Annotated in this window: 18 protein-coding genes; 14 read left to right on the top strand and 4 right to left on the bottom strand. The window is 63.4% G+C overall.

Annotation, left to right across the window (positions count from 1 at the left end):
- Positions 1 to 145: 145 nt before the first annotated feature.
- Genes NKI96_RS28850 through NKI96_RS28835 form a run of 4 tightly spaced genes read right to left on the bottom strand, consistent with a single transcriptional unit; the run spans position 146 to position 5313 of the window.
- The gene (locus NKI96_RS28850; protein WP_050588071.1) at positions 146 to 763 is read right to left on the bottom strand and encodes a sarcosine oxidase subunit gamma; all 618 of its coding nucleotides are present in this window, start codon (positions 761 to 763) and stop codon (positions 146 to 148) included.
- Positions 756 to 3749 carry a sarcosine oxidase subunit alpha gene (locus NKI96_RS28845; protein WP_352807355.1) on the bottom strand — a complete coding sequence of 998 codons (2994 nt, stop codon included), beginning with the start codon at positions 3747 to 3749 and terminating at the stop codon, positions 756 to 758. The genes NKI96_RS28850 and NKI96_RS28845 overlap by 8 nt, the downstream gene beginning before the upstream one ends.
- Positions 3746 to 4042: a sarcosine oxidase subunit delta gene (locus tag NKI96_RS28840; protein ID WP_023670367.1), complete on the bottom strand. Its 297-nt coding sequence runs from the start codon at positions 4040 to 4042 to the stop codon at positions 3746 to 3748. The genes NKI96_RS28845 and NKI96_RS28840 overlap by 4 nt, the downstream gene beginning before the upstream one ends.
- A gap of 11 nt (positions 4043 to 4053) precedes the next feature.
- Positions 4054 to 5313: a sarcosine oxidase subunit beta family protein gene (locus NKI96_RS28835; RefSeq protein ID WP_023670368.1), complete on the bottom strand. Its 1260-nt coding sequence runs from the start codon at positions 5311 to 5313 to the stop codon at positions 4054 to 4056.
- 319 nt (positions 5314 to 5632) lie between these two features.
- On the opposite strand from NKI96_RS28835, the gene NKI96_RS28830 reads away from it, so the two are divergent.
- The 14 genes from NKI96_RS28830 to NKI96_RS28765 all read left to right on the top strand — a co-directional run bounded on the left by NKI96_RS28830 (position 5633) and on the right by NKI96_RS28765 (position 22985).
- Positions 5633 to 8122, top strand: a complete 2490-nt coding sequence (locus tag NKI96_RS28830; protein WP_023670369.1) for a mechanosensitive ion channel family protein — start codon at positions 5633 to 5635, stop codon at positions 8120 to 8122.
- 145 nt (positions 8123 to 8267) lie between these two features.
- Entirely contained in the window at positions 8268 to 8531 is a 264-nt protein-coding gene (locus NKI96_RS28825; RefSeq protein WP_023670370.1) for a hypothetical protein, read from the top strand.
- Between the two features lie 206 nt (positions 8532 to 8737).
- Positions 8738 to 10171, top strand: a complete 1434-nt coding sequence (locus NKI96_RS28820; RefSeq protein ID WP_352807352.1) for a UbiA family prenyltransferase — start codon at positions 8738 to 8740, stop codon at positions 10169 to 10171.
- 3 nt (positions 10172 to 10174) lie between these two features.
- Entirely contained in the window at positions 10175 to 11527 is a 1353-nt protein-coding gene (locus NKI96_RS28815) for an FAD-binding oxidoreductase (RefSeq protein WP_023681795.1), read from the top strand.
- A gap of 124 nt (positions 11528 to 11651) precedes the next feature.
- Positions 11652 to 12095, top strand: coding sequence for an EamA family transporter (locus NKI96_RS28810; protein ID WP_023741597.1), 444 nt, complete (start codon positions 11652 to 11654; stop codon positions 12093 to 12095).
- Positions 12092 to 13099, top strand: a complete 1008-nt coding sequence (locus NKI96_RS28805; protein WP_023681794.1) for an NAD-dependent epimerase/dehydratase family protein — start codon at positions 12092 to 12094, stop codon at positions 13097 to 13099. Before NKI96_RS28810 ends, NKI96_RS28805 begins: the two co-directional genes overlap by 4 nt.
- A 67-nt stretch (positions 13100 to 13166) precedes the next feature.
- On the top strand, positions 13167 to 14597 hold the full coding sequence (locus tag NKI96_RS28800; protein ID WP_245274147.1) for an aspartate aminotransferase family protein: 1431 nt from the start codon (positions 13167 to 13169) through the stop codon (positions 14595 to 14597).
- Between the two features lie 33 nt (positions 14598 to 14630).
- Positions 14631 to 15857 (top strand): glycosyltransferase 87 family protein, encoded by a 1227-nt coding sequence (locus NKI96_RS28795; protein WP_023739099.1) that lies wholly within the window; start codon positions 14631 to 14633, stop codon positions 15855 to 15857.
- A complete protein-coding gene (locus NKI96_RS28790; RefSeq protein WP_023688101.1) occupies positions 15854 to 16609 on the top strand; it encodes an FkbM family methyltransferase in 756 nt (251 codons plus the stop codon). The genes NKI96_RS28795 and NKI96_RS28790 overlap by 4 nt, the downstream gene beginning before the upstream one ends.
- 154 nt (positions 16610 to 16763) lie before the next feature.
- On the top strand, positions 16764 to 19325 hold the full coding sequence (locus NKI96_RS28785; RefSeq protein ID WP_352807348.1) for a GcvT family protein: 2562 nt from the start codon (positions 16764 to 16766) through the stop codon (positions 19323 to 19325).
- 91 nt (positions 19326 to 19416) lie between these two features.
- Entirely contained in the window at positions 19417 to 20262 is an 846-nt protein-coding gene (locus NKI96_RS28780) for a DUF1194 domain-containing protein (RefSeq protein WP_352807345.1), read from the top strand.
- Between the two features lie 99 nt (positions 20263 to 20361).
- The gene (locus tag NKI96_RS28775) at positions 20362 to 21312 is read left to right on the top strand and encodes an ABC transporter substrate-binding protein (protein ID WP_352807343.1); all 951 of its coding nucleotides are present in this window, start codon (positions 20362 to 20364) and stop codon (positions 21310 to 21312) included.
- A gap of 105 nt (positions 21313 to 21417) precedes the next feature.
- Positions 21418 to 22191, top strand: coding sequence for an ABC transporter permease (locus tag NKI96_RS28770; RefSeq protein WP_352807340.1), 774 nt, complete (start codon positions 21418 to 21420; stop codon positions 22189 to 22191).
- Positions 22188 to 22985 carry an ABC transporter ATP-binding protein gene (locus NKI96_RS28765; RefSeq protein ID WP_352807338.1) on the top strand — a complete coding sequence of 266 codons (798 nt, stop codon included), beginning with the start codon at positions 22188 to 22190 and terminating at the stop codon, positions 22983 to 22985. The genes NKI96_RS28770 and NKI96_RS28765 overlap by 4 nt, the downstream gene beginning before the upstream one ends.
- Positions 22986 to 22989 lie beyond the last annotated feature (4 nt).

The raw sequence follows: 22989 nt of genomic DNA, 5'->3' as shown, positions 1-22989 counted from the left end.
TCGAACCAAATGACGATGCCGACTCTGAGACGGGATCTTTGTAATCCCCTGGGCCGGTTGGGCCACGTTCCCCACCATGGGCTTCCATTGGAGCATTCTCTAGCGGCAGAACCGGCTGGCCTTGAGGCCAGAACGGCTGTCGGCCCTACTGAACCTCGTAGCCGACCTCCTCGCTGGCATGGCAGAGCGCCTTCCAGAACGAGCGGGCGAAGGAGCGGAAGACATAGATATCGAACTGGTCGGCGCCGGTGCGTTGGATCTGCGCAAAGACGTCGTGATGGGTGGTCGAACGGCCGGCGCCTATGGGGAAGGCAGGTAGGGCGAAGTCGATGGCGAAGAATTTCGCCAGCACCCATTCGGCCTTAGGGCCGGCGATGCGGATAGCGGTGCGGCCATGCGACAGGTCGGTGATCGTGCCGATTGCCGGGGTTACGTCCCCGGCAAAACTCGCCGCCAGGCCCTCGGCCTCGTCGACGACTGTGAATTTTCCAGGCGCGAAACCGAACACGGCCTTGCCGTCCTTGGCGAGACCGCCGCCGGCGCCATCGGGCAAATCGAGGCCGGTGACCTTGCCGATCACGTCGATCAGTTGCTTTTCCGCGCCCGGCCACGCGGCCAGCTGCAGGATCGAGCCCGGCCGGGTCTCGGTCAGGATGACTTCAACGCCATGCTCGAAATTGCCGTGCGAACCCGGATGGGACACCGGCTCGAGCGGCGAGAGGCGCTCGGGTGATTGGCGTTCGGGTGATTGGCGCTCAGCCATGCATGCGGCTCCCGTCCGGGTCGTAGAAATGGTTGGAGACGATCTCGACCGGCCCGAACCGCTTGCGCAGCGGATCGGAGACGAATGCCCGGGTGCCATGGCGCGCCTTGCCGCCCTCGACCAAAGCCAGCGCGATGTGCTTGCCCAGCGCCGGCGAGTAGCAGCAGGCGGTGATATGGCCGATGGAGTCGTGCGGATTGGCTTCGTCCAGTTCCTCGACGAGGTGGGCTCCGCCATTGAACGGCCGATTGTCGAGCGAGACTAGGCCGACCAGCTGCAGCCGCTCGGGCGCGATCAGGCCTTCGCGGTCCATCATCGCCGAGCCGATGAACGGCTTCTTCTTCGACAGCATCCAGTCGAGATGCAGGTCGCGCGCCGTAGTGCGCCCGTCGATCTCCGCGCCGGTGACATGGCCCTTTTCGATGCGCATCGTGCCCAACGCCTCCAGCCCGTAGGTGACCAGGCCGAACGGCTTGCCGGCTTCGATAAGGGCTTCCCAGACATGGGTGCCGTAGCCGGCGCCGCAATAGACCTCGAAGGCCATTTCTCCGGAGAAGGACAGCCGGCAAATCATCACCGGCACGCCTGATATCTCGCCGCGCACGATGCCCATGAACGGCAGGGCTGTGTTGTCGACCGCGGTGCCGGTGACACAGGCGGCGAGGATGGCCCGCGCCTTCGGCCCGCCGATGGCCGCGCCCGCCCATTCGTCGGTTACCGAGGTGACGTGCACTTTGAGCTCCGGCCAGATGACGTCGAGGAAATATTCCAGATGCTGCATCACCTTGCCGGCGTTGGCCGTGGTGGTCGTCATCAGGAAATCCTGTTCGCCAAGCCGCCAGGTGGTGCCGTCGTCGAAGGCCAGCCCATCCTCGCGCAGCATCAGGCCGTAGCGGGCCTTGCCGACGGGGAGGGTGGAAAACATGTTGGTGTAGACCCGGTCGAGGAATTCGCCCGCATCCGGCCCCTGAACGGCGATCTTGCCCAGCGTCGAGACGTCGACGATGCCGGCGCTTTCGCGCGTCGCCCTGGCTTCACGGACATAGGCCTGCTCGACCGTCTCGCCGGCAAGGCCGTAGATCATTGGTCGATACCAGAGGCCAGCGGAATACATCGTTGCGCCATTGGCGAGGTGCCAGTCATGCATGGGCGTCAGGCGCTCGGGTTTCAGATCGCCGAAGCGTTCGGCGGCAAGCGAGCCGATCGACACCGCGGAATAGGGCGGGCGGAAGCGCGTCGTTCCGACTTCGGGGATCGGTTTGCCCAACGCCTCGGCCATGATGGCGAGGCCCGGAACGTTGGAGTTCTTGCCCTGGTCGGTCGCCATGCCGAGCGTGGTGTAGCGCTTCAGATGCTCGACGGAGACAAAACCTTCGCGATGCGCCAGCCGCACGTCTTCAGCAGTCACGTCATGCTGGAAGTCGACGAAGCTTTTTCCCTTGGCTTTGATCTCGAACACCGGCGCCGGATCGGGGTTTCCCGGGGCTGCTTCGACATCCGGCAAAGCTGCCGGCGCAGCCGCTCCGCCCGCGGCGGACAGGCCGGCTGCACGGCCCTCAGTGATGGCTTCGACGGTCGAAAAGCTGCCGTTGAAAGCGCCGGCGCCAATCCATTGCCGAGTCGGTTTCGGCGGCAGGAAGGCCTGGCGGGCAGGGTTCCATTCGGCTCTGGCACCGGCCTGGCTGGCGAGATGGATGGTCGGCGACCAGCCACCCGACATCAGCAGGCTATCGGCGTGGATGCTGCGGGCGTCACCGCTGAGCGCGCCCGAGGTCATGTCGAAGCGCTGCACCTTGAGGCCGGAGAGCGCCTTGCCGCCTTCGGTGGCGACCACGGCATGGCCGGAGAGGATTTCGGCTTCGGCCTCGGTGGCGAGGCTGCGCATTTCGGCCGAAAGCTCGGGGCGCACATCGACGATGGCGACAATAGCCGCCCCGGCCTTCCTCAGCGCCAGCGCCGAGCGATAGGCGCTGTCATTGTTGGTGAACAGCGCGATCCTGTCGCCGGGCAGCACGCCATAATCGTTAGCATAGCGCTCGGCGGCATGCGCCAGCATGACGCCCGGCCGGTCATTGCCGGGGAACACAAGCGGCCGCTCGAAAGAGCCGGTGGCCAGCACCACCGTCTTGGCGCGGATCGCCCAGTAGCGATGGCGCGGCTCGCCCTTGCCGGGCGTTTCCTTGTGGTCGGTGACGCGCTCGAGCGCGGCTAGCGTGTTGCCGTCGTAATAGCCCCACACCGTGGTGCGCGGCAGCAGGCGGACCGTGTCATGTCCTTCGAGCTGGCTGACGGCGCGCGCCGCCCAGTCGGCGGCCGGCGCGCCGTCGATGGCCTCGCCGGACCAGTTGGCCGAGCCGCCGAAACGCGGCTCGAGTTCGGCCAGGATGACGCGCGCGCCCTGGTCGGCAGCGGCCTTGGCGGCTGACAGGCCGGCCGGGCCGGAGCCGACCACCAGCACGTCGCAAAACGCGTTCATGCGCTCGTAGCGCGAGGTGTCGGCGGCAATACCGGCGCGGCCCAGGCCGGCGGCGCGGCGGATGAAATGCTCGCAGAACATCCAGAATCTGGTGCCCTTCAGCGGGCCGAAGACCGGACCCATGAAGGTCTTGTAGTAGAAGCCGGCGGCCAGGAGCTTGCCGCCGAGCTGGTTGATGGCGTTGACGTCCCAGGCGAGCGAGGGAAAGCGGTTCTGGCTGACGGCCACCAGCCCGTCATAGATCTCGACCATGGTTGCGGCGATGTTGGGCTCGCGCACTTCGCCGCGCAGCACCGTCACCAGCGCGTTCGGTTCCTCGACGCCGGCCGAGAGCAGGCCGCGCGGGCGGTGGTATTTGAATGAGCGGCCGAAAAGCGTGACGCCGTTAGCAAGCAGCGCCGAGGCCAGCGTGTCGCCGGCATGGCCGGTGTAGGGCGTGCCGTCGAAGGTGAAGCGGATGGTGCGCAGCCGGTCGACGCGGCCGCCAGTCTCGGTGCGGCGCGGGCTCACGACTTGCCTCCGGCTTTGTGCCGGGCGGCGGCATTGTGGTCGCCGCGGGCGAAACCGGTGCTGGAAATCTCATGCGTGACCGTGTTGCGCACCATCCTCAGATGGGTGCGGCAGCCGCCCGAATGCTGCCAGATCTCATTGTGGTCGCCGGCCGGGTTCAGCCGATCGTAGACATAGGCGTTCCAGGCGTCGAGGTCCTGCGAGTTGGGCTGCGGGCGCTCGCGGTTGCCGTCGCCCTGATAGGTGAACTCGATGACGTCGCGCGGGCCGCAATAGGGACAAGTGATAAGCATTTGTTTGAACCCTAATGCAGCCGGGGCGTTGCGCCCTGGCCCTTGTCGTCAATCACTAGGCCGCGATAAAAACGGTCGAGCGTGAACGGCGCGTTGAACGCGTGCGGTTCGTCCTTGGCGATGGTGTATGCGAAGCACCAGCCCGAGGCCGGCGTCGCCTTGAAGCCGCCATAGCACCAGCCGCAGTTGAGATACATGCCGGGCAGCGGGCCGGTGGTGATGATCGGCGAACCGTCCATTGACATGTCGCAGACGCCGCCCCAGGAGCGCAGCATGCGTACACGCGCAAGGCCGGGAAACAGCGCCAGCATCTCGCTCATCACCTCATCGACGATGGGCAGGTTGCCGCGCTGAGCGTAGCTGTTGTAGCCGTCGATGTCACCGCCGTAGACGAGGCCGCCCTTGTCGGACTGCGACATGTAGAAATGACCCATGCCGAAGGTCAGCACCGTGTCGACGAAAGGTTTCAGCGATTCGGTGACGAAGGCCTGCAGCACATGGCTCTCGATCGGCATCCTGTCGATGCCGGCAAGCTGCATCACCCGTCCGGTGCTGCCGGCAACGGCCACGGCGACTTTCTTGCCGCGGATCTCTCCGCGCGTCGTCTGCACGCCGGTGATGCGGTCGCCGTCGCGCAGGAAGCCGGTGACCTCGCAATTCTCGACGATGTCGACGCCGCGTCGGTCGGCGCCGCGGGCATAGCCCCAGGCAACCGCATCGTGACGGGCGGTGCCGGCGCGCGGCTGCATCAGGCCGCCGACGATGGGAAAGCGCGCGGAGGCCGACATGTCCAGCGCCGGGACCAGGCGCGCGATCTCGGCGGTGCTCATCAGCTCGGCATCGACGCCGAGATGGCGCATGGCGTTGCCGCGCCTTGCCAGGTCGTCGAACTGGCCCGGCGTGTGAGCCAGATTCAGGCAGCCGCGCTGCGAGAACATGACGTTGTAGTTGAGGTCGTGCGAAAGGTTCTCCCACATCTTCATCGAATGTTCGTAGAAGCGGGTGTTGGACGGCAAAAGGTAGTTGGAGCGCACCGCCGTGGTGTTACGGCCGACATTGCCGGAACCCAGCCAGCCCTTTTCCAGCACCGCGACATTGGTGATGCCGTGCTCCTTGGCCAGATAGTAGGCCGTCGACAGGCCGTGGCCGCCGCCACCGATGATGATGACGTCATAGGAAGCCTTGGGGTCGGGCTTGCGCCAGGCCGGCTTCCAGTCCTTGTTTCCCTTGAGCGCGTTCGTGAGAAGCGAAAGGGCTGAATATTCCGCCATTCTTCATGTCATCCCTAGAGCATGATGCCGAAAAGTGTGAAGCGGTTTTCGGACGACATCATGCTCTATATCTTTGATTTTTAGAGCCGGATGATTTCATGTCCAACAGACCTGAAGCCATCCGGCTCGGGTGCGATGCGGCAGACTATAGAGCAGGCGGCGTGCGCAAAGCCAAGATTGCGCCATGGCTTTTCGACTGGCCGACTCCCGCAAGGCGCCTAACTGTCATGACTTCGCCACGACTTGCCCCACGGGATGAGCGTCTCTATCAAGGACCGCTTTAGAAGCGGCCTTTGCCGCCCTTTGAGTCGCCACCATTATGTCTTTTCGCTTCTTTCGCCTGATCTTGGTCCTCGCGCTCGTTGCCTTGGCGCCGCATTCGTTCGGCGCGATGGCGCAGGGGCTTGGCCAGGCGCCTGCCGGGCTGGTCGCCGACCAGCAGAAAATCCTGCAGGGTTTGACGACGAAAACCGACGCTCTGGAGAAGAAGGTCCAGGAGGACGGCGTCGACGACACCACCCTTGTCGAGATCCGCCTGCAGTTGGAAGAGCTGTCGCGCGCTGCGCTGAACAGCGCGCTGGCGTTTCGTTCGCGGCTGGGAGAGATCAATTCGAGGCTCGAGCAGCTTGGCGCCCCGCCGGCTGCCGGACAGCCCCCTGAACCGGACATCGTGACCGGCGAGCGCCAGGCGCTGGCGTCGGAAAAGGCGGAGATCAACGCCGTCATCGCCGGGGCGCAGAACCTGTCGATTCGCATCAATTCGCTGATCGAGAAGATCGGTAATATGCGCAGCGAGCTGTTTCGCAGCGGCCTAACCAAGCGCTATGTGCTGTCCGATGCACTGAGCCCCCAGGTGTTTTCCGACGCAAGGGACGAATACGCCAACTTCTACAGGGCGGTGTCATCGTGGCTGAGCTTTGCCTTCAAGTTCAAGTTCCAGGCGATGCTCGCGGCGACCCTCATGGCGCTTGCTTTGGCGGTGGTGCTTCTGGTCGGTGGGCGCCGCCTGTTTGGGCGCATCTTCGAGCCCGACGCGTCGGTTGAAGATCCGACATATCTCAGTCGCCTGTCGGTGGCGTTCTGGTCGACTTTGCTGCCGACGCTGGCGGTCAGCGCCTTCCTCGCCTCGACGGTGTTCCTGTACAACTACTACAATGTGCTGCGCGGCGACATAGGCGTTTTCCTCAACGCGCTGGCAGCCGTCATCGCCATAGTGTTCTGTGTCAACCGCCTGACCAATGCGGCTCTGTCGCCCAGCATGCCGAACTGGCGCCTGATCCAGGTCGAGACCGGCCCGGCGCGTTGGCTGGTGCGGCTGACGACGGCCATGGCAGTCGTCATCGGCATCAACAATTTCCTGTCGATCGTCAACGACAAGATGGGCTCGCCCCTGTCGCTGACGGTGGCCAGGAGTTTTGTCGCCACCGTCATCGTGGGCGTCATCCTGATCCTTATGGCGCTGCTGAAGCCTTACAAGGACGCCGACGGGCGCTGGCGCCCCTGGCCGGCCTGGCTGCGCTACACCTGTGTCGCGCTCGGCCTGTTCACGATTGCGGCGGCACTGTTCGGCTATATCGGTCTTGCCATCTTCGTCTCGTTGCAGGTCGTGGTCACCGGCACCATCCTGCTCACCGCCTATATCGGCTTCCTGTCGGCGCGCGAGATCGGCGAGGAGGGTGGTTTCGCCGGCACGTCCATCGGGCGCTGGCTGAAGACCAATTCCAGCTATGAGGACACCGCGCTCGACCAACTCGGCCTCGTCGTCAGCGTCGCCATCAACCTGATGATCGTGCTGGTGTTCCTGCCGCTGATCCTGTTGATGTGGGGCTTCCAGCCCGGCGATATCCAGGCCTGGGGCTATAAATTGGCGACAGGCGTCACCGTCGGTTCGGTGACGATTTCGGTCACCGGCATCCTCACCGGCATCGTCGTTTTCATCATCGGCTATTTCCTGACCCGCTGGTTCCAGGGCTGGCTCGACGGCTCGGTAATGGCGCGCGGCAAGGTCGATACCGGCGTGCGCAACTCGATCCGGCTGGCGGTCGGCTATGCCGGCGTCGCGCTCGCTGGGCTCGTCGGCATCTCGGCGGCGGGCATCGATCTCTCCAACCTGGCGCTTGTTGCCGGCGCACTTTCGCTGGGTATCGGCTTTGGCCTGCAGAATGTCGTGTCCAACTTCGTGTCCGGCCTGATCCTGCTCGCCGAGCGGCCGTTCAAGGTCGGCGACTGGATCGTCGCCGGCGACACATCAGGCACGGTCAAGAAGATCAGCGTGCGCGCCACCGAAATCGAGACCTTCCAGCGGCAATCGGTGATCCTGCCCAATTCGAACCTCATCAACAACGCCGTCGGCAACTGGACGCACCGCAACAAGCTCGGACGTGTGGAGATCAAGGTCGGGGTCGCATATGGCAGCGACGTCAAGCGGGTACACGCGGTCCTGCTTGAGATTGCGCGCGGCCATGCGCTGGTGCTGAAGAACCCGGAACCCTTCGTCCTGTTCACCAATTTCGGGCCGGCAGCACTCGAGTTCGAGATCCGCGTGTTCCTGGCCGATGTGCTGAACGGCGCCATCGTTCAGAACGATATCCGCTTTGCCGTTCTCGATGCTTTTGACGCCGAGCACATAGAAATCCCCTCGACGCCGCGCGCCGAGGTCAAGGTCAAGCAGACCGACGCATGGCCGATCGACGACGACAAGATCGAGGTCGAGTTCGCCGAGAAGGAGCAGGCGGAGGCCAGAGCCGCCGCCGAGGCGAAGCGGCTGGCCAAAACTGGTCGCAAGGCCCGCAAACCCGATCCCAGCTAAGGCCCCAAGCTCCTCCCAAACCAATTGCGGCATGAATGCGGCATTCAGTTGCGGTTCAGCTTGCATCTCCTATAAGCTCACATGCAAAGGCGAGAATGCCTTGCGAAATGCAACAGAGGCGGTGTGGAAACACCGATATTGCAAAATGTGGAAGTCGCTCGTCGTCGCCATCGCTCTTACCGCAGCGAGTGGCTCGGCCTTTGCCGCCAGCGCGGTCAACAAGGATGCTGAGACCCGTACGCTGATCGTGACGGAAGGCGGCGGCAAGACGGAGCTGGCGCTGGCCGCCGGCGAAACCGTGGAATTCTGCCCGAACGGCTGTTTCGTCACCTTGCCCAATGGTGACCTCGAGGCCCTGACCGGCTCGGAAACGGTCGAAATCTCAGGTGGCGTTGCCCGCATCAAGTAAAGTCGGCAAGCAGATGTAGTAAAGGCCGGGCAATGCCCGGCCTTTTATTGTTCGCGGTAGCGATTGCTTAACAATGACGCGGGAAATATCGTGGCGCCTACCGGCTGCAACCGTGCGTTTTAACGTTCAATACGCCGTTCCGCCGCTATACCGGTGCGAAGACGCCGAAACACGGCGCAACCGGTTATGAATAGGGCAGAACGGACATGGATGCGCGGTCGGACAAGAACGCAATCCCGCTTGCGGTCGACCTCGACGGCACGCTGATTGCGACCGATCTTCTTTGGGAAGGCCTGTTCATCCTGCTCAAGAAGAATCCGCTCTATGTTTTCCTGGTCCCGTACTGGCTGGCCGCCGGCCCGGCGCGGCTGAAACAAGCCATCGCCGACCGCATCGATATCGATCCGGCCTCGCTGCCCTATCGCGAAGCGCTGCTGCAGCGGCTGCTCGCCGACCATAGCGACGGACGCAAGATCGTGCTGGCGACCGGTACGCCACGCAAGTTCGCCGAGGCGATCGCGGCGCATCTGGGCGTCTTCGACTATGTGCTGGCGACCGACGGTCCCCACAACATGACCTCGGGCCGCAAGCGCGACGCGCTCATCGCCGCCTATGGCGACGGCGGTTTCGACTATGCCGGCAACAGCCGGCACGACCTCAAGGTTTTCGGAGCCGCACGCAACGCCATCGTCGTGGCGCCCGACCGCCATGCGAGGCGCTGGCAGGCCGCGCATAGCGCCGAAAGGATGCCGGCGCCGAAAAGGACATTGAAGACATTCGTCAAGATGCTGCGGGTGCATCAGTGGCTGAAGAATTCGCTGATAGCGGTGCCGATGGTGCTGTCGCATGAATACTTCAACATCAACATGATCTGGCAATGCCTGCTGGCGTTCGTCTCCTTCAGCGCCGTGGCTTCCGCCATCTACATCCTCAACGATTTCTTCGACCTTGCGCTTGACCGCAAGCACCCGACCAAACGCAACCGGCCTTTCGCCAGCGGCGCGCTGTCGATACCGTTCGGTCTCGGCGCGATGGCCGCTCTGCTGACGATCGGCATCGCCGCCGGGCTTCTGTTGCCGATCGAGTTCCTGGGCGTGCTCGCCGGCTATCTGGTGGTGACCACAGCCTATTCGCTGTCGTTCAAGCGCATGCTCCTGGCCGACGTACTGACGCTGGCGGGGCTCTACACAGTGCGTGTGCTGGCAGGTGCTGCGGCGACCGGGGTCGAAGTCTCGTTCTGGCTGCTCGCCTTCTCGATTTTCTTCTTCCTGTCGCTGGCGCTGGTGAAGCGCTATGTCGAACTGCGCACCACAGCCATTCCGGTGGGCGAGCGCATTGCCGGTCGCGGCTACCGCATCGAAGACCAGGAGATCGTCGCCCAGGCAGGAATGGCGTCGGCCTTCTCCTCGGCGCTGGTGCTGGCGCTGTACATGGACAGCGTCGCGGTACGCGAACTCTATCCGCATCCCTGGCTGGTCTGGCCGCTGGCGCCGATCGTGCTGTATTTGACCATGCGGGTCTGGATCCTGGCGCGCCGCAACGAGATGAATGACGATCCGGTCATCTTCATCATTCGCGACTGGCGAAGCCAGATCGTCGTGGTGATCGGCGCCGCCCTTCTGGTCGCGGGAGGCTGGTAGGGGATGGCCGGCGAACGGTACCGGAGTTTTGGCCTCGCCACGCCGGCCGCAAAGCGAGCCATCGCGGCCGACGATGCCATCGCGCTGATGCGAAGCGGCAAGGCGACAAAGAACGCTCTGCTCGCCTATGGCAATGGCCGCTCCTACGGTGATTCCTGCCAGAACGGGCCAGGTGCGGTCGTGGACATGCGGCCGCTGAACCGCATCGGCGCCTTCAATGCCGAGACCGGCCTGCTCGAGGCGGAGGCCGGCGTGTTCCTCTCCGATATCATTGCGCACACTGCACCTTACGGTTTCTTTCCGACTGTCGTCCCAGGCACCCAGTTCGTCACCCTTGGCGGCGCGATCGCCAATGACGTCCATGGCAAGAACCATCACCGGCGCGGCACCTTTGGCTGCCATGTCGAGTCGTTCACGCTGCTGCGCTCGGACGGGCGGACCTACACCTGCTCGGCAACCGACAATGCAAGGCTGTTTGCGGCGACGATCGGCGGCATGGGGCTGACCGGCCTGATCCTGTCGGCCTCGATCCGGCTGATGCGGGTGCATTCGCTCGACATCGCCGAGAAGGTAACGCGGTTTGCCGATCTCGGCGAATTCTTCGAACTGGCCGAGGCCGCCGACCAGGCCAATGAATATGCCGTCGCCTGGATCGACCAGCTTGCCGGCGGCCATGGCCGCGGGCGCGGCCTGTTGTTGACAGGCAATCATGCCGAGTATGGCTCGCATGCGGCGTCTCGCGCCGGCTCCCGTTTTTCAGTGCCGTTCCAGCCGCCGTTCAATGTGCTCAACCGGCCGTTCCTCACCGCCTTCAACGCCGCCTATCGGTGGAAGAAGGGGCGCTCGCCGGGGCCGAGCCAAACCGGCTACCAGGGCTTTTTCTTTCCGCTTGATGGTGTCGGCGACTGGAATCGGCTGTATGGCCCGAAAGGTCTCTACCAGCACCAGAGCTTGGTGCCGGAAAATGTCGCGCGTCAGACCGTGCCGGCGCTGCTCGATGCGGCGCGACGGGCCGGGCAGGGCTCTTTCCTCACCGTGTTGAAGCGCTTCGGCTCGATCCGCTCGCCGGGGCTGCTGTCCTTTCCGCGGCCAGGCTTCACGTTGACGCTGGATTTCCCCAATCGCGGCGACAGGACGCTGGCCCTGCTCAGCGAACTCGACCGCATCACGGTCGCGGCCGGCGGCGCGGTCAACCCGTACAAGGATGCGCGCATGGGCGCTGATACTTTCGCGGCCTCCTTCCCGAATTGGCAGCGGCTTGAAGCGCTGCGCGACCCGGCTTTCGTGTCCAGTTTCTGGCTGCGGACGGCGAAAATGCTCAACGTCCGGCCAAGGCGTGTCGAGGCAGCTGAATAGGTACAATCCGAATAAGTCATGGTGAATAGATCGTAAGTTCCGTAGTTTACTCAAAGCATTGTCGTGACTTCACGAAATGTTTGCAGGTTAGTAATAGGACCGTTGCGAGTGGCGGGTGCAAAATATGAAATACATCGTCTTCATTCTGTTCACGGTCATGACCAATGCCGCCGCGCAGCTGATGCTGAAGCAAGGCATGATGTCGCTCGGTCCCATTTCGTTCGAAGGCACCAATCCGCTGTTGAGGCTGTTGCAGGTCGTTTTCAGCCCATGGGTGTTTCTCGGCCTGTGCACCTTCGTCATCTCGATGGCTTCGCATCTCTACGTGCTGTCCAAGGTCGAGCTCAGCTTTGCGTATCCGTTCCTCAGCCTTGCCTATGTCGCGGTTGCGATCTTCGCCTATTTCATCTTCCGCGAGGACCTCAATGCCTGGCGCATTGCCGGCATCGCCTTCATCTGCGTCGGCACCGTGCTGATCGCGCAAAGCGGTCGAGACTTGGGCGGGCGCGGGCATGACGACCAAACCGCTTCCATCATCCCCGACAAGACCAGCGAGATCGTTCGATGAGACATGTTATTTTCGGCGGCGACGGCTTCGTCGGCCGTCATCTTGCCCCGAAGCTTGTGGCCGATGGTGAAGAGGTTGTCGTTGCCGACATCGTCAAGAGCGACCTGACGCACTATCGCAACGTTCGCTTCGTCACCTGCGATGTCACGGATACGGCCTCGGTGGCTAACATCGGATTGAAGGCCGACGACATGATCTACAACCTGTCGGCCAAAATGCTGTCGCCGATCCAGGTGCGGGCCAAGCGTCACGACTTCTTCTTTCCGGTGAATTTCCATGGCACCGAACACATCATGCAGGCGATGGACAAGGCCGGCGCGTCCAAGCTCGTCCACTACACCACCGACATGATCTACGGCCACACGGTCACCCAGCCGATGACCGAGGAGCACCCGGTCGCACCGCTCGGCGAATATGGCTGGTCGAAGCAGAAGACCGAGGAGCTCGCCGCTCAATGGCGCAAGCGCGGCATGTCGATCTCGCTGTTTCGCCCGCGTCTGATCATCGGTCCCGGCCGGCTCGGGATCCTGGAAAAGCTGTTCAAACTGATCGACTGGAATTTTCCTGTGCCGATGATCGGCTCGGGCAAGAACCCCTATCAGTTCATCTCGGTGTTCGATTGCGCGGAAGCTGCCCGCGCGGCCTGGAAGGCAGGCGTGCCCAACCAGGCCTATAATCTGGGCTCCCTCAATCCGCCGCCGGTGAAGAAATTGCTGGGCGACCTGATCAAGCATGCCGGCTCGAAGTCGCTGCTGATCCCGACGCCGGGCTGGGCGGTCAAGCGCACCCTCGACCTGCTCGATCTCATGAACATGCCGATCATGGATCCCGAACAATATCTGATCGCCGATGAGGAGTGCGTGCTCGACGTATCCAAGGCCGAGCGCCAGCTCGGCTGGGTGCCGCAATATCGCGACGAGGACATGCTGATCGCCGCCTACAGCGAATACCGCGCCAAGAAAGACGGGCTTGCCGTCACCGCAAATCATGTCCCCGCCGAATAGGTGGGACGACCAGGAGAACTCCGAAATGACCGTCATGGCCAAGCCTGAGCAGACGAACGCGCGCACCATGGTCGGCGCGCCGGCGTTGTCGCCTACCGCCATCGCCAAGCCCGACCTGATCAGCGTCGAGCAGGCGAAGGCGATGGATGTCGCGCGCATGACCGACCTGTTCAAGGCGCATCTCAATCCGGGCCAGCTGCATTTCATGAAGCTGCTCGGCTTCCACAAGATCAAGATCGAGCGTGCCGAAGGCATGTTCTACATCGACCAGAACGGCCGCAAGATTCTCGACTTCTTCGGCGGCTTCGGTTCGCTGGCCTTCGGCCACAACCATCCGCGCATCCTGGAGGCCCGGCGCAAATTCCAGGAGGAGAAGCGCCAGGAAATCGCCATCGCCTTCATGTCGCAATATGCATCGGCGCTGGCGCACAACATCGCCAAATGCTCGCCCGGCGATCTCGACATGGTGTTTCTGGGCTCGTCGGGTTCGGAAGCGATGGAAGCGGCGGTGAAGCTCGCCGAGCGCGCCGCCGGGCCGAAGAGGCCAAAAATCGTCTATGCCGAGAATTCCTTCCACGGCAAGACCAAGGGCGTGCTCGGCATTACCGATGGCCAGCTCTACCGCGCGGACTTCAAGATGGCTGAGAACACCGTTCGCATTCCGTTCGCCGATATCGAAGCGGTCGAGCGGCTGTTCCGCTCCGACCCGGAGGTCGGCGTCATAGTGCTTGAGACAATCCAGGGCGGCGGCGGCATCATCCAGGCAGAGGCGCAATACTGGCAGAAATTGCGCGTGCTCTGCGACCAGTATGGCGTGCTGTGGGTGGCGGACGAAGTGCAGTGCGGCTATGGCCGTTCGGGACGCTTCTATGCCTTCGAGCATTATGGCGTCGTGCCCGATGTGACGGCGCTGGCGAAATCGCTCGGCGCCGGCAAGGCGGCGGTCGGCGCGATGATCGCCCGGCGCGAGGTCTATATGAAGGCCTATGGCACGCCGAAGACGGCGATGATCCATGCCATGGCCACCTTTGGCGGCATGGGCGAGGCCTGCGTCACCGCGATCGAGGGCATCAACGTGCTCTATGATGAGGGGCTGATCGACAACGCCGCCACTACCGGCGACTATCTGCTTCAGCGCCTGCAGGCGCTGAAGCAGAAGTACCCGAAGATCATGAAGGATGTGCGCGGCAAAGGCTTTATGGTCGGGCTCGAGTTCCACGACTTCTCGCAGACCTTGCCGATGGTGCTGCGTCCGATCGTCAGCGTCCTCGACGACAAGCTGAAGGGCTCGCTGTCGGGCTTCGTCGGCGCGCTGTTGCTGCGCGACTATGACGTGCTCGTCGCCTTCACCGAATACAACCGCAACGTCATCCGTCTCGAGCCGCCGCTGATCTGCCAGCGCGAGCATGTCGACCATTTCGTCGATGCCTTCGATAGCCTGCTGTCGCGCGGCATCGTGGGGATCGTGAAGGATTTCGTCAAAAGCCAGGTCCGTTAAAGAAGTCCGTTGAGCGAAGTCCCGAGTCCGACAATGCTGAGCAAGTCTCCCGCCCCGCAAAACACACTCGACCGGCTGACCGCGGCCGCTCTGGCGTGGGGCGAGGGGATTTATGCGCGATGGGCCGCGCCAATCGGCGCGATCGCGTTTTCGCTCTATATCCTGCTTACGGCGTTTACCGCCTGGACGATGCCCGATGCCAATTGGGACATGCTGCCTTATCTCGCAATCGCCGAGGAGGGCGCTTACCCCGATGCGCAGGCATTGCATGACTATGCCTACAGGACGGTCCAGGCCGGCGTTTCGGCCGCCGACTACAAGGCGCTGACAGACGATGGCGGCGGCTTCCGCAGCCATATGGCGCAAAATGCCGCCGACTTTCACTCGCTGCTTGGCATGTACCGGATCAAGTTCCTCTACGCCGAGATGCTGTCGACGATGAGTTCGGTGATGTCGCCGGTCGAGGCGATGCGGGTGCTGCAGGTGGTCTCGGTGCTGCTGTTCGGGATGATCACGCTGCTCTGGTTGCGAACCGAAGGCGCGTTGGCGCTGGCGCCGGTGGCCGGCGCGGTGCTGATCATGGCCGATTTCGGCGACGCGGCACGCGCCTCGACCCCGGATCTGTTGTGCTCGGCCCTGTTCCTCGGCGGCCTACTTGCCTATATGCGCGGCCGCGAGGCAGCGACCGCTGTCCTGCTTTTCCTCGCCTTCATGGCGCGGCCGGACAACATCGTGTTCCTGGCCGTTTTCGCCGTGCTGCTGCTGGTCTTCCGGCAGCGGGCGTGGGGCGCGCTGGCCGGCTTTGCCGCGTCCTTCGTCGCCTATTTCGCGATTTCGCACTGGGCCCAGCATCCCGGCTGGTGGCCGCATCTGTGGTTCTCCAGCATCGAGCAGCACTACAATATGGATGGCTTCGAGCCGCCGTTCTCGGTTGGCGCCTATCTCAAGGCGTTTGCCGCATCCTTCATTCGCGCTATCAGCATCAACAGCTGGGTCGGGGTCTCGGTTCTGGCGCTGGCCGCGTGGTTTGCGCTCGGCCGCGCCGGCTTCCGGCTCGATCGCCGCGCCGGCATCCTGCTTGCAGCACTGGTGCTCGGCGTGCTGGCGAAATTCACCGTCTTTCCGATCCACGACACCCGCATCTACTTCCCGAACCTTCTGCCGCCCTACCTTTTGCTTGTCGGCCCGATCATGGCGCTGTGGGCGTCGGCAAGCCTGAATGGAAGGCGGCCCATCGCCATACCTGGAGGTAAGCCATGAGTTCCATTTCCGGGCTGGCGCGCATCGCCCTTTCGCTCGGCCTGCCCGCCGGCCTGCTCGATCGGGGGCCGGCGTTGCGTGGCACGAAATTCCTGGCCAAGGCGGCGCTGAAGGCGCGGTTTGGCGGTGGGCAAGCCTTCCAGATGGTCAATGTCGGCGCTTGCGACGGCGCGCTGTTCGACGACGTCACGCCGTGGCTGCACCGCATTCCGCGGGCGCGGGCCGTGCTGGTCGAGCCGATCCCGTACAATCAGAAGCGGTTGCGGGCCAACTATCCCGACACGGAACGCTTCGTCATCGAACCGGTCGCGGTGACGAAGACCAAGGGCACGATCACCGTCCACACTTTCGATGCCGCGGCACTCGAGGCCGGCACGCTGCCGATCGAGTTCATCGGCTGCTCGTCGGTCACCGACACCAATCTGATGTCGGGCAAGAATGCCTGGGGCGAGGACGACGCCAATTTCAACAAGTTCGCGCCGCACGTGAGGGATATCGAGGTGCCGTCGGAAACGCTGCAGACGCTGCTCGACCGCAACGGCATCACGCATATCGACGCCTTCCTGGTCGATTGCGAGGGCGCCGACTGGATCGTCTTCGAACAGCTCGATCTCAAGCGCTATCGTCCGGGCATGATCAAGGTCGAGGTCGGCGCGCTGCCGGCGGCCGAAATCGGCGAGGTAGTGGTCAAGCTCAAGACATCAGGCTACCAGGTCGGCTTCCAGGCCGAGGACATCTGGGCCTTCGCCTGAGATAGATCGCCACTGGCGGCACGCCGGCGCGCCGGGTCGCGTCGCATCCGCGACGTGTCGCAAACAGGCGGTAGCTCCATCCACGTCCTCTGCATATTGTGCGCCATTCGAACGGGCGCGGACACGCCCGCTTTATCCCCTTGGAGTCGCGGCAATGGCAGAGTTTCCGAAACAGGCGAAGGTCGTCATCGTCGGCCTGGGTGGCATTGTCGGCGCGTCGATCGCCCATCATCTGATCGAACGCGGCTGGACCGACATTGTCGGCATCGACAAATCGGGCATCCCGACCGACATCGGCTCGACGGCGCATGCCTCGGACTTCTGCTACACCACCAGCCATGATTTCCTGTCGTGCTGGACGACGCTCTACTCGATCGATTTCTACGAAAAGATGGGCCATTATGCCCGCATCGGCGGCCTCGAGGTGGCGCGCGTCGGCGACGACAGCCGCATGGACGAGATCAAGCGCAAGATCGCCTCGGCCAAATCCTTCGGCACCCGCGCCCGGCTGATCGAACCGGCCGAGATCAAGGAAAAATTCCCGCTGATCGAAGAGTCCATGGTGCAGGGTGGCCTTTGGGATCCCGATGCCGGCCTGGTCATCCCGCGCTCGCAGACCGTCGCCGGCAAGCTGGTCGACCAGGCGGAAGCTACGGGGAAACTCAAATCCTTCGCGAACACGCCCGCCAAATCTCTCATCGTCGAGGAAGGCCGCATCAAGGGCGTCGTCACCGACCGCGGCACGATCATGGCCGATTATGTCATCGTCTGCGCCGGCATCTGGGGCCGGCTGATCGCCGAGATGGTCGGCGAAGACCTGCCGGTCATGCCGATCGACCATCCGCTGACCTTCTTCGGGCCTTACAATCAATTCGCCGGCACCGGCAAGGAGATCGGCTGGCCACTGTTGCGCGACCAGGGTAATTCGGCCTATATGCGCGACACCGGCGACCCCAGGACCGCCGAAGGCGGCCAGATCGAATGGGGTTACTACGAAGAGACCAATCCGCGTCTTTGCCATCCGCGCGATTTGCTGGAAAAGGATCAGGCGCGGCTGTCGCCGTCGCAGCGCGATCTCGACATGGAGCAGATCCTGGCGCCGCTGGAGCGCGCCATGGAACTGACGCCGATCCTGGGCGAACTCGGCTACAACGAAAGCCATTCCTTCAACGGCCTGTTGCAGGTGACCGCCGATGGCGGCCCGTCCATGGGCGAGAGCCAGAAGGTGAGGGGCCTCTGGTACGCCGTCGCCATCTGGGTCAAGGACGGCCCCGGCATGGGCAAGCTGATCGCCGACTGGATGACGGACGGCCGCACGGAAATCGACCATCACGCCATCGACTATGCGCGCTTCTATCCGCACCAGACGAAAGAGCAGTTCATCTGGGATCGCTGCACCGAGACGGCGATGAAGGTCTACAATCCGGCGGTGCATCCGCGCGAGCCGTTCTCCAAAGGTCGCAACATCCGCCGCTCGCCGTTCTGGGAGCGCGAGAAGGAACTCGGCGGCTACTTCATGGAGTTGGGCGGCTGGGAGCGCGCGCATGGCTATGCCGCCAACGAGCATCTGCTGGAGAAGTATGGCAACCGGGTTCCCATACGTGAGAACGAGTGGGACAATCGCCATTTCTGGCGGGTGTCCAATGCCGAGCACCTGGCGATGAGCGAGGATTGCGGCATCGTCAACCTCTCGCATTTCTCGATGTACGAGATCGAAGGGCCGGATCATGTCGCGCTGCTGGAGTGGCTGTGTGCGGCCAAGATCGGTGGCGACAACAACATCGGCAAGGGTATCTACACCCACTTCCTCGACGAGGAAGGCATGGTGCGCGCCGACTTCACCGTCATCCGCATGGCCGACCGCTGTCGGCTGATCGACGGCGCCGACGCCGGTCCGCGCGACTTCCGCTACATGCAGCGCACCGCGCAGGATAAAGGCTTTGACGTCACCATCACCGACGTGACGGAAAAATATGTCACCATCGGCATCTGGGGACCGAACGCCCGCACGACGCTGCAGAAAGTGGTCGAAAATCCGGATGGTCTCTCGCTCGAGAACTTCCCGTTCGCGGCGATCAAGCCGGTCAGGATCGGCGGCAAGGACGTCACCGCCTTCCGCATCTCTTATGTCGGCGAGCAGGGCTGGGAACTGCACATGCGCTACGAGGACGGCCTGGCCGTTTGGGACGCGCTGCGCTCGACCGGCGTCATGCCGTTCGGCGTCGAGACCTATGCCAACACGCGGCGCATGGAAAAGAGCCTGCGCCTGCAGAACGCCGACCTTCTGACCGAGTACAATCTGCTCGAGGCCGACCTTGCCCGACCGAAGGTCAAGGAGAACGATTTCTGCGGCAAGGCCAAACATGTCGAATACCGCGCCCGCGAGCACCAGCCGGCGATCCTGTGCACGCTGGTGATGACCGAGAACGTCGATGCGAAAGGCGTTGCCCGCTATCCCGTCGGCACCATGCCGGTGATGGATCCGAAGACCGGCGAGACGCTGGTCGACGAACTCGGCCGCCGGTCTTTCACCACGTCGATGGCCTATGGCCCGACCATCGGCAAGAACATCGGCCTCGCCTATCTGCCCTGGGCCCATGCCCAGGAAGGCCGCAAGTTTGCCATCGAATATTTCGGCGAGACCTACCCGGTCGAGGTGGCTGCCGTCGGCTACAAGCCGCTCTACGATCCGGAGAATTTGAAACCGCGGAGTTGAGCGTCATAGGTTCCAACCAACACATCGAAAAGCCCGGCACCTCGCCGGGCTTTTCGCTTTGTCAGCAGCCGATTTTCGCTTACCTTCGGGCATGTCTGCATTTTCTTGCGCACGACATTTGTTTTCAGGCAGCGCCGCACTGGCGCTGGTGCTCTGGCTTGTGCCGCCGGTTCAAGCCGCCGAGCCGGTCGACGTCGAGCTGGTGCTGGCCGTCGACGTGTCGCTGTCGATGTCGCCGGGCGAACTTGAAATCCAGCGTCACGGCTATGCTGCTGCGCTGACGCACGACAATGTTCTGCAGGCCATCGCCGATGGCGCCTACGGCAAGGTCGCCGTCACCTATGTCGAATGGGCGGGAGCGACCACGCAGCAGGTCGTCGTGCCGTGGACGGTGATCGCCAGCCGGGCCGATGCCGAGCGGGTGGCCGCGCAGCTTTCCGCCCATCCGCCGGCCAGCGCCCGGCGCACCTCGATTTCCGGCGCGCTGGAATTCGGCAGCGATCTGTTCGCCGAAAGCGGTTTTCAGGGGACAAAGCGCGTCATCGATATTTCCGGCGACGGGCCCAACAACCAGGGCGCGCCCGTCGACATCACCCGCGACGCGGTGGTCAAGCAAGGCATCATCATCAACGGCCTGCCGCTGATGACGCGCGGCGGGTTCGGCGGCGCCTATGACGTCAACAATCTCGACCGCTACTACAGCGACTGCGTCATCGGCGGTCCCGGATCCTTCATGATCCCGGTCAATGACTGGACGCAGTTTCCCGAAGCCATCCGCCGCAAGCTGGTGCTGGAGCTGGCCGGCGCCGCTTCGCCGCAACGGGCGCGCGAGGAGGCCGGGCATCCGCCGGTGGTGCTGGCGCAGAACCGGCCGACCGACTGCCAGGTCGGCGAAAAGATGTGGCGCGACCGCAGCTGGATGTTCGATGCGCGTTAGCGTGCGCATCATCACGCTGCCGTGAAGGGCCGGCTTCATTGACAAGCCCATGGGCGTCTGTGACACAATTTGACATCCGAAAAAACAAGGGGAACCGACATGAACAAGACCATCGTCGCTGCCGCGGCATTGGCGCTTGCGGCTGCAATATCCGTGCCGGCCGAGGCTGCCACATCGGTCACCATCGGCATCAGCGGATGGACCGGCTTTGCGCCGCTGACGCTCGCCAAGCAGGCCGGCATCTTCGAGAAGCATGGCCTCGACGTGACCCTGAAGAAGGTGCCGCAGGCCAGCCGGCCGCTCGCCATCGCCAGCGGCGACCTGCAATGCGCCGCCACCACGGTCGAGACCTGGCTGGTATGGAACGCCAGCGGCGTCACCACCAAGCAGATCTTCCAGCTCGACAAATCCTATGGCGCCGACGGCATTGTCGTGCGCAACGACGTCAAGACCGTCGCCGACCTCAAGGGCAAGAATGTCGCGTCCTCGGCGCCGGGTACGTCGCCCTATTTCATGCTGGCCTGGGTGCTGAACAAGAATGGCCTGTCGACCAAGGATGTGACCGTCGTCAACCTGGAACCGGATGCGGCGGCGCAAGCCTTCCTCGCCGGTCAGAACGATGCGGCGGTCACCTATGAGCCATTCATCTCGGCGGTGCGCGACAAGTCCGACCAAGGCCACATATTGGCGACCACGCTCGACTATCCGATGGTGCTCGACACGGTCGGCTGCACGCCTGAATTCCTCACCGCCAATCCCGACGCCGCCAAGGCGCTGGCCGACAGCTATTTCGAAGCGCTCGACCTGATCAAGAGCGATCCGCAGAGATCCTACGAGATCATGGGCGCCGACGTGAAGCAGTCTGCGAAAGAATTCGAGGATTCGGCGAAATACCTGAAATGGGCCGACAAGGCGGAGAACAAGCAGTTCTTCACCAAGGAATTCCAGGACTTTTCCAAGACCGCCGGCGAGCTTCTGCTGCAGATGGGGTTGATCAAGGAAGCGCCAGATGTTGCAGCGCTTGCCGATACCAGCGCGGTGGCGAACTGATAGTCCGGCCTTTGACCATCATGCGGCGGTGCCAGCGCGCCGCCGCTTTCTACCGGGCAACGCGATTGAGCATGGGGACGATCTGACGATGCGGACGATCTGAAGATGCGCCCCTTGCATCCGGTGTCGCCGGGCACTCGAACCGTGCTTGGCATTTCCTTCTTCGTGCTGTTCGTTGCCTTCTGGGCTTGGATCACGCTTGGCGGCCACGTCAACCGCATCTTCCTCGCCGATCCGCTGTCGATGCTGCGGGATGGTTGGCGGCTGCTGGTCGAGGACCGCTTCTGGCTCGACATATTGATCACCATCTGGCGGGTCTTCGGCGGGTTCCTGCTGGCGTCGATCGTCGCCGTGCCGATCGGCATCGCCATGGGCGCCTGGAAACCAATAGAAGCGTTTCTGGAGCCGTTCGTCTCCTTCGCCCGCTACCTCCCGGCTTCGGCCTTCATTCCGCTGCTCATCCTGTGGGCCGGCATTGGCGAGCTGGAAAAGCTGCTGGTCATCTTCGTCGGCTCGGTGTTCCAGATCATCCTGATCGTCGCGGTCAAGGTGGGCTCGACGCGGCGCGACCTGGTCGAGGCGGCCTATACGCTGGGCTCGACCAACAGCGGTATCGTCAAACGGGTCATCATGCCGGCCAATGCGCCCGAGATTGCCGAGACGCTGCGGCTGGTGCTCGGCTGGGCTTGGACCTATGTCATCGTCGCCGAGCTGATCGGTTCGTCCTCAGGCATCGGCTACATGATCATCAACAGCCAGTCGCGGCTGGCGACAGGGCAGATCATCTTCGGCATCATCGTCATCGGGCTGATCGGACTGTTGTCCGACTTCGCCTTCAAGGCGTTCAATCGCTGGCTCTTTCCCTGGAGCCTGGCATGAGCAAGTTGCTTATCGAAGGCGTCTCGCGAACCTTCGCCGGCGTGCGCGGCGGGCAGCCGGTCAAGGCGCTGATGCCGGTCGACCTTGCGGTCGCGGCCAACGACTTCATCACCATTCTGGGGCCGTCCGGCTGCGGGAAGTCGACGCTGCTCAGGATCGTTGCCGGCCTGGAAGCGCCGAGCGAAGGCCGTGTGCTGCTCGACGGCAAGGCGGTGACGCGGCCGGGACCGGATCGCGGCATGGTGTTCCAGTCCTACACGCTGTTTCCGTGGCTAACGGTGGCGCAGAATATCGCCTTCGGCGTGCGCGAACGTGGCATGGCCGAAAAGGAGCGAGACGGGATCGTCGCTTCCTATGTCGACCTCGTCGGGCTCAAGGGCTTCGAGAACCATTGGCCAAAGCAGCTGTCCGGCGGCATGCAGCAGCGCACGGCGATCGCCCGGGCGCTGGCCAACGACCCCGAAATCCTGTTGCTGGACGAGCCGTTCGGTGCGCTCGACCACCAGACGCGCGGACTGATGCAGGAACTGCTGCTCGGCATCTGGGAGCGGCGCAAGAAGACAGTGCTGTTCGTCACCCACGACATCGAGGAGGCGATCTTCATGGCTTCGCGGGTGATCGTGATGAGCGCGCGGCCAGGCCGCATCAAGTCGGATGTCGCCATCGACCTGCCGCATCCGCGTCACTATACGCTGAAGACCAGCCGGGAGTTCTCGGCGCTCAAGGCGCGGCTGACCGAGGATATCCGCGTCGAGGCGATGCGCACAGTACAGGCGCAGCCCGCCGAAGCCTGAGTGC

Origin of the sequence: Mesorhizobium sp. M0292 (assembly GCF_040321695.1) — a bacterium.
Classification (GTDB): Bacteria; Pseudomonadota; Alphaproteobacteria; order Rhizobiales; family Rhizobiaceae; genus Mesorhizobium.
Note: the sequence above shows the minus strand (reverse complement) of the source record. Positions and strands in the feature narration are given on the sequence as shown.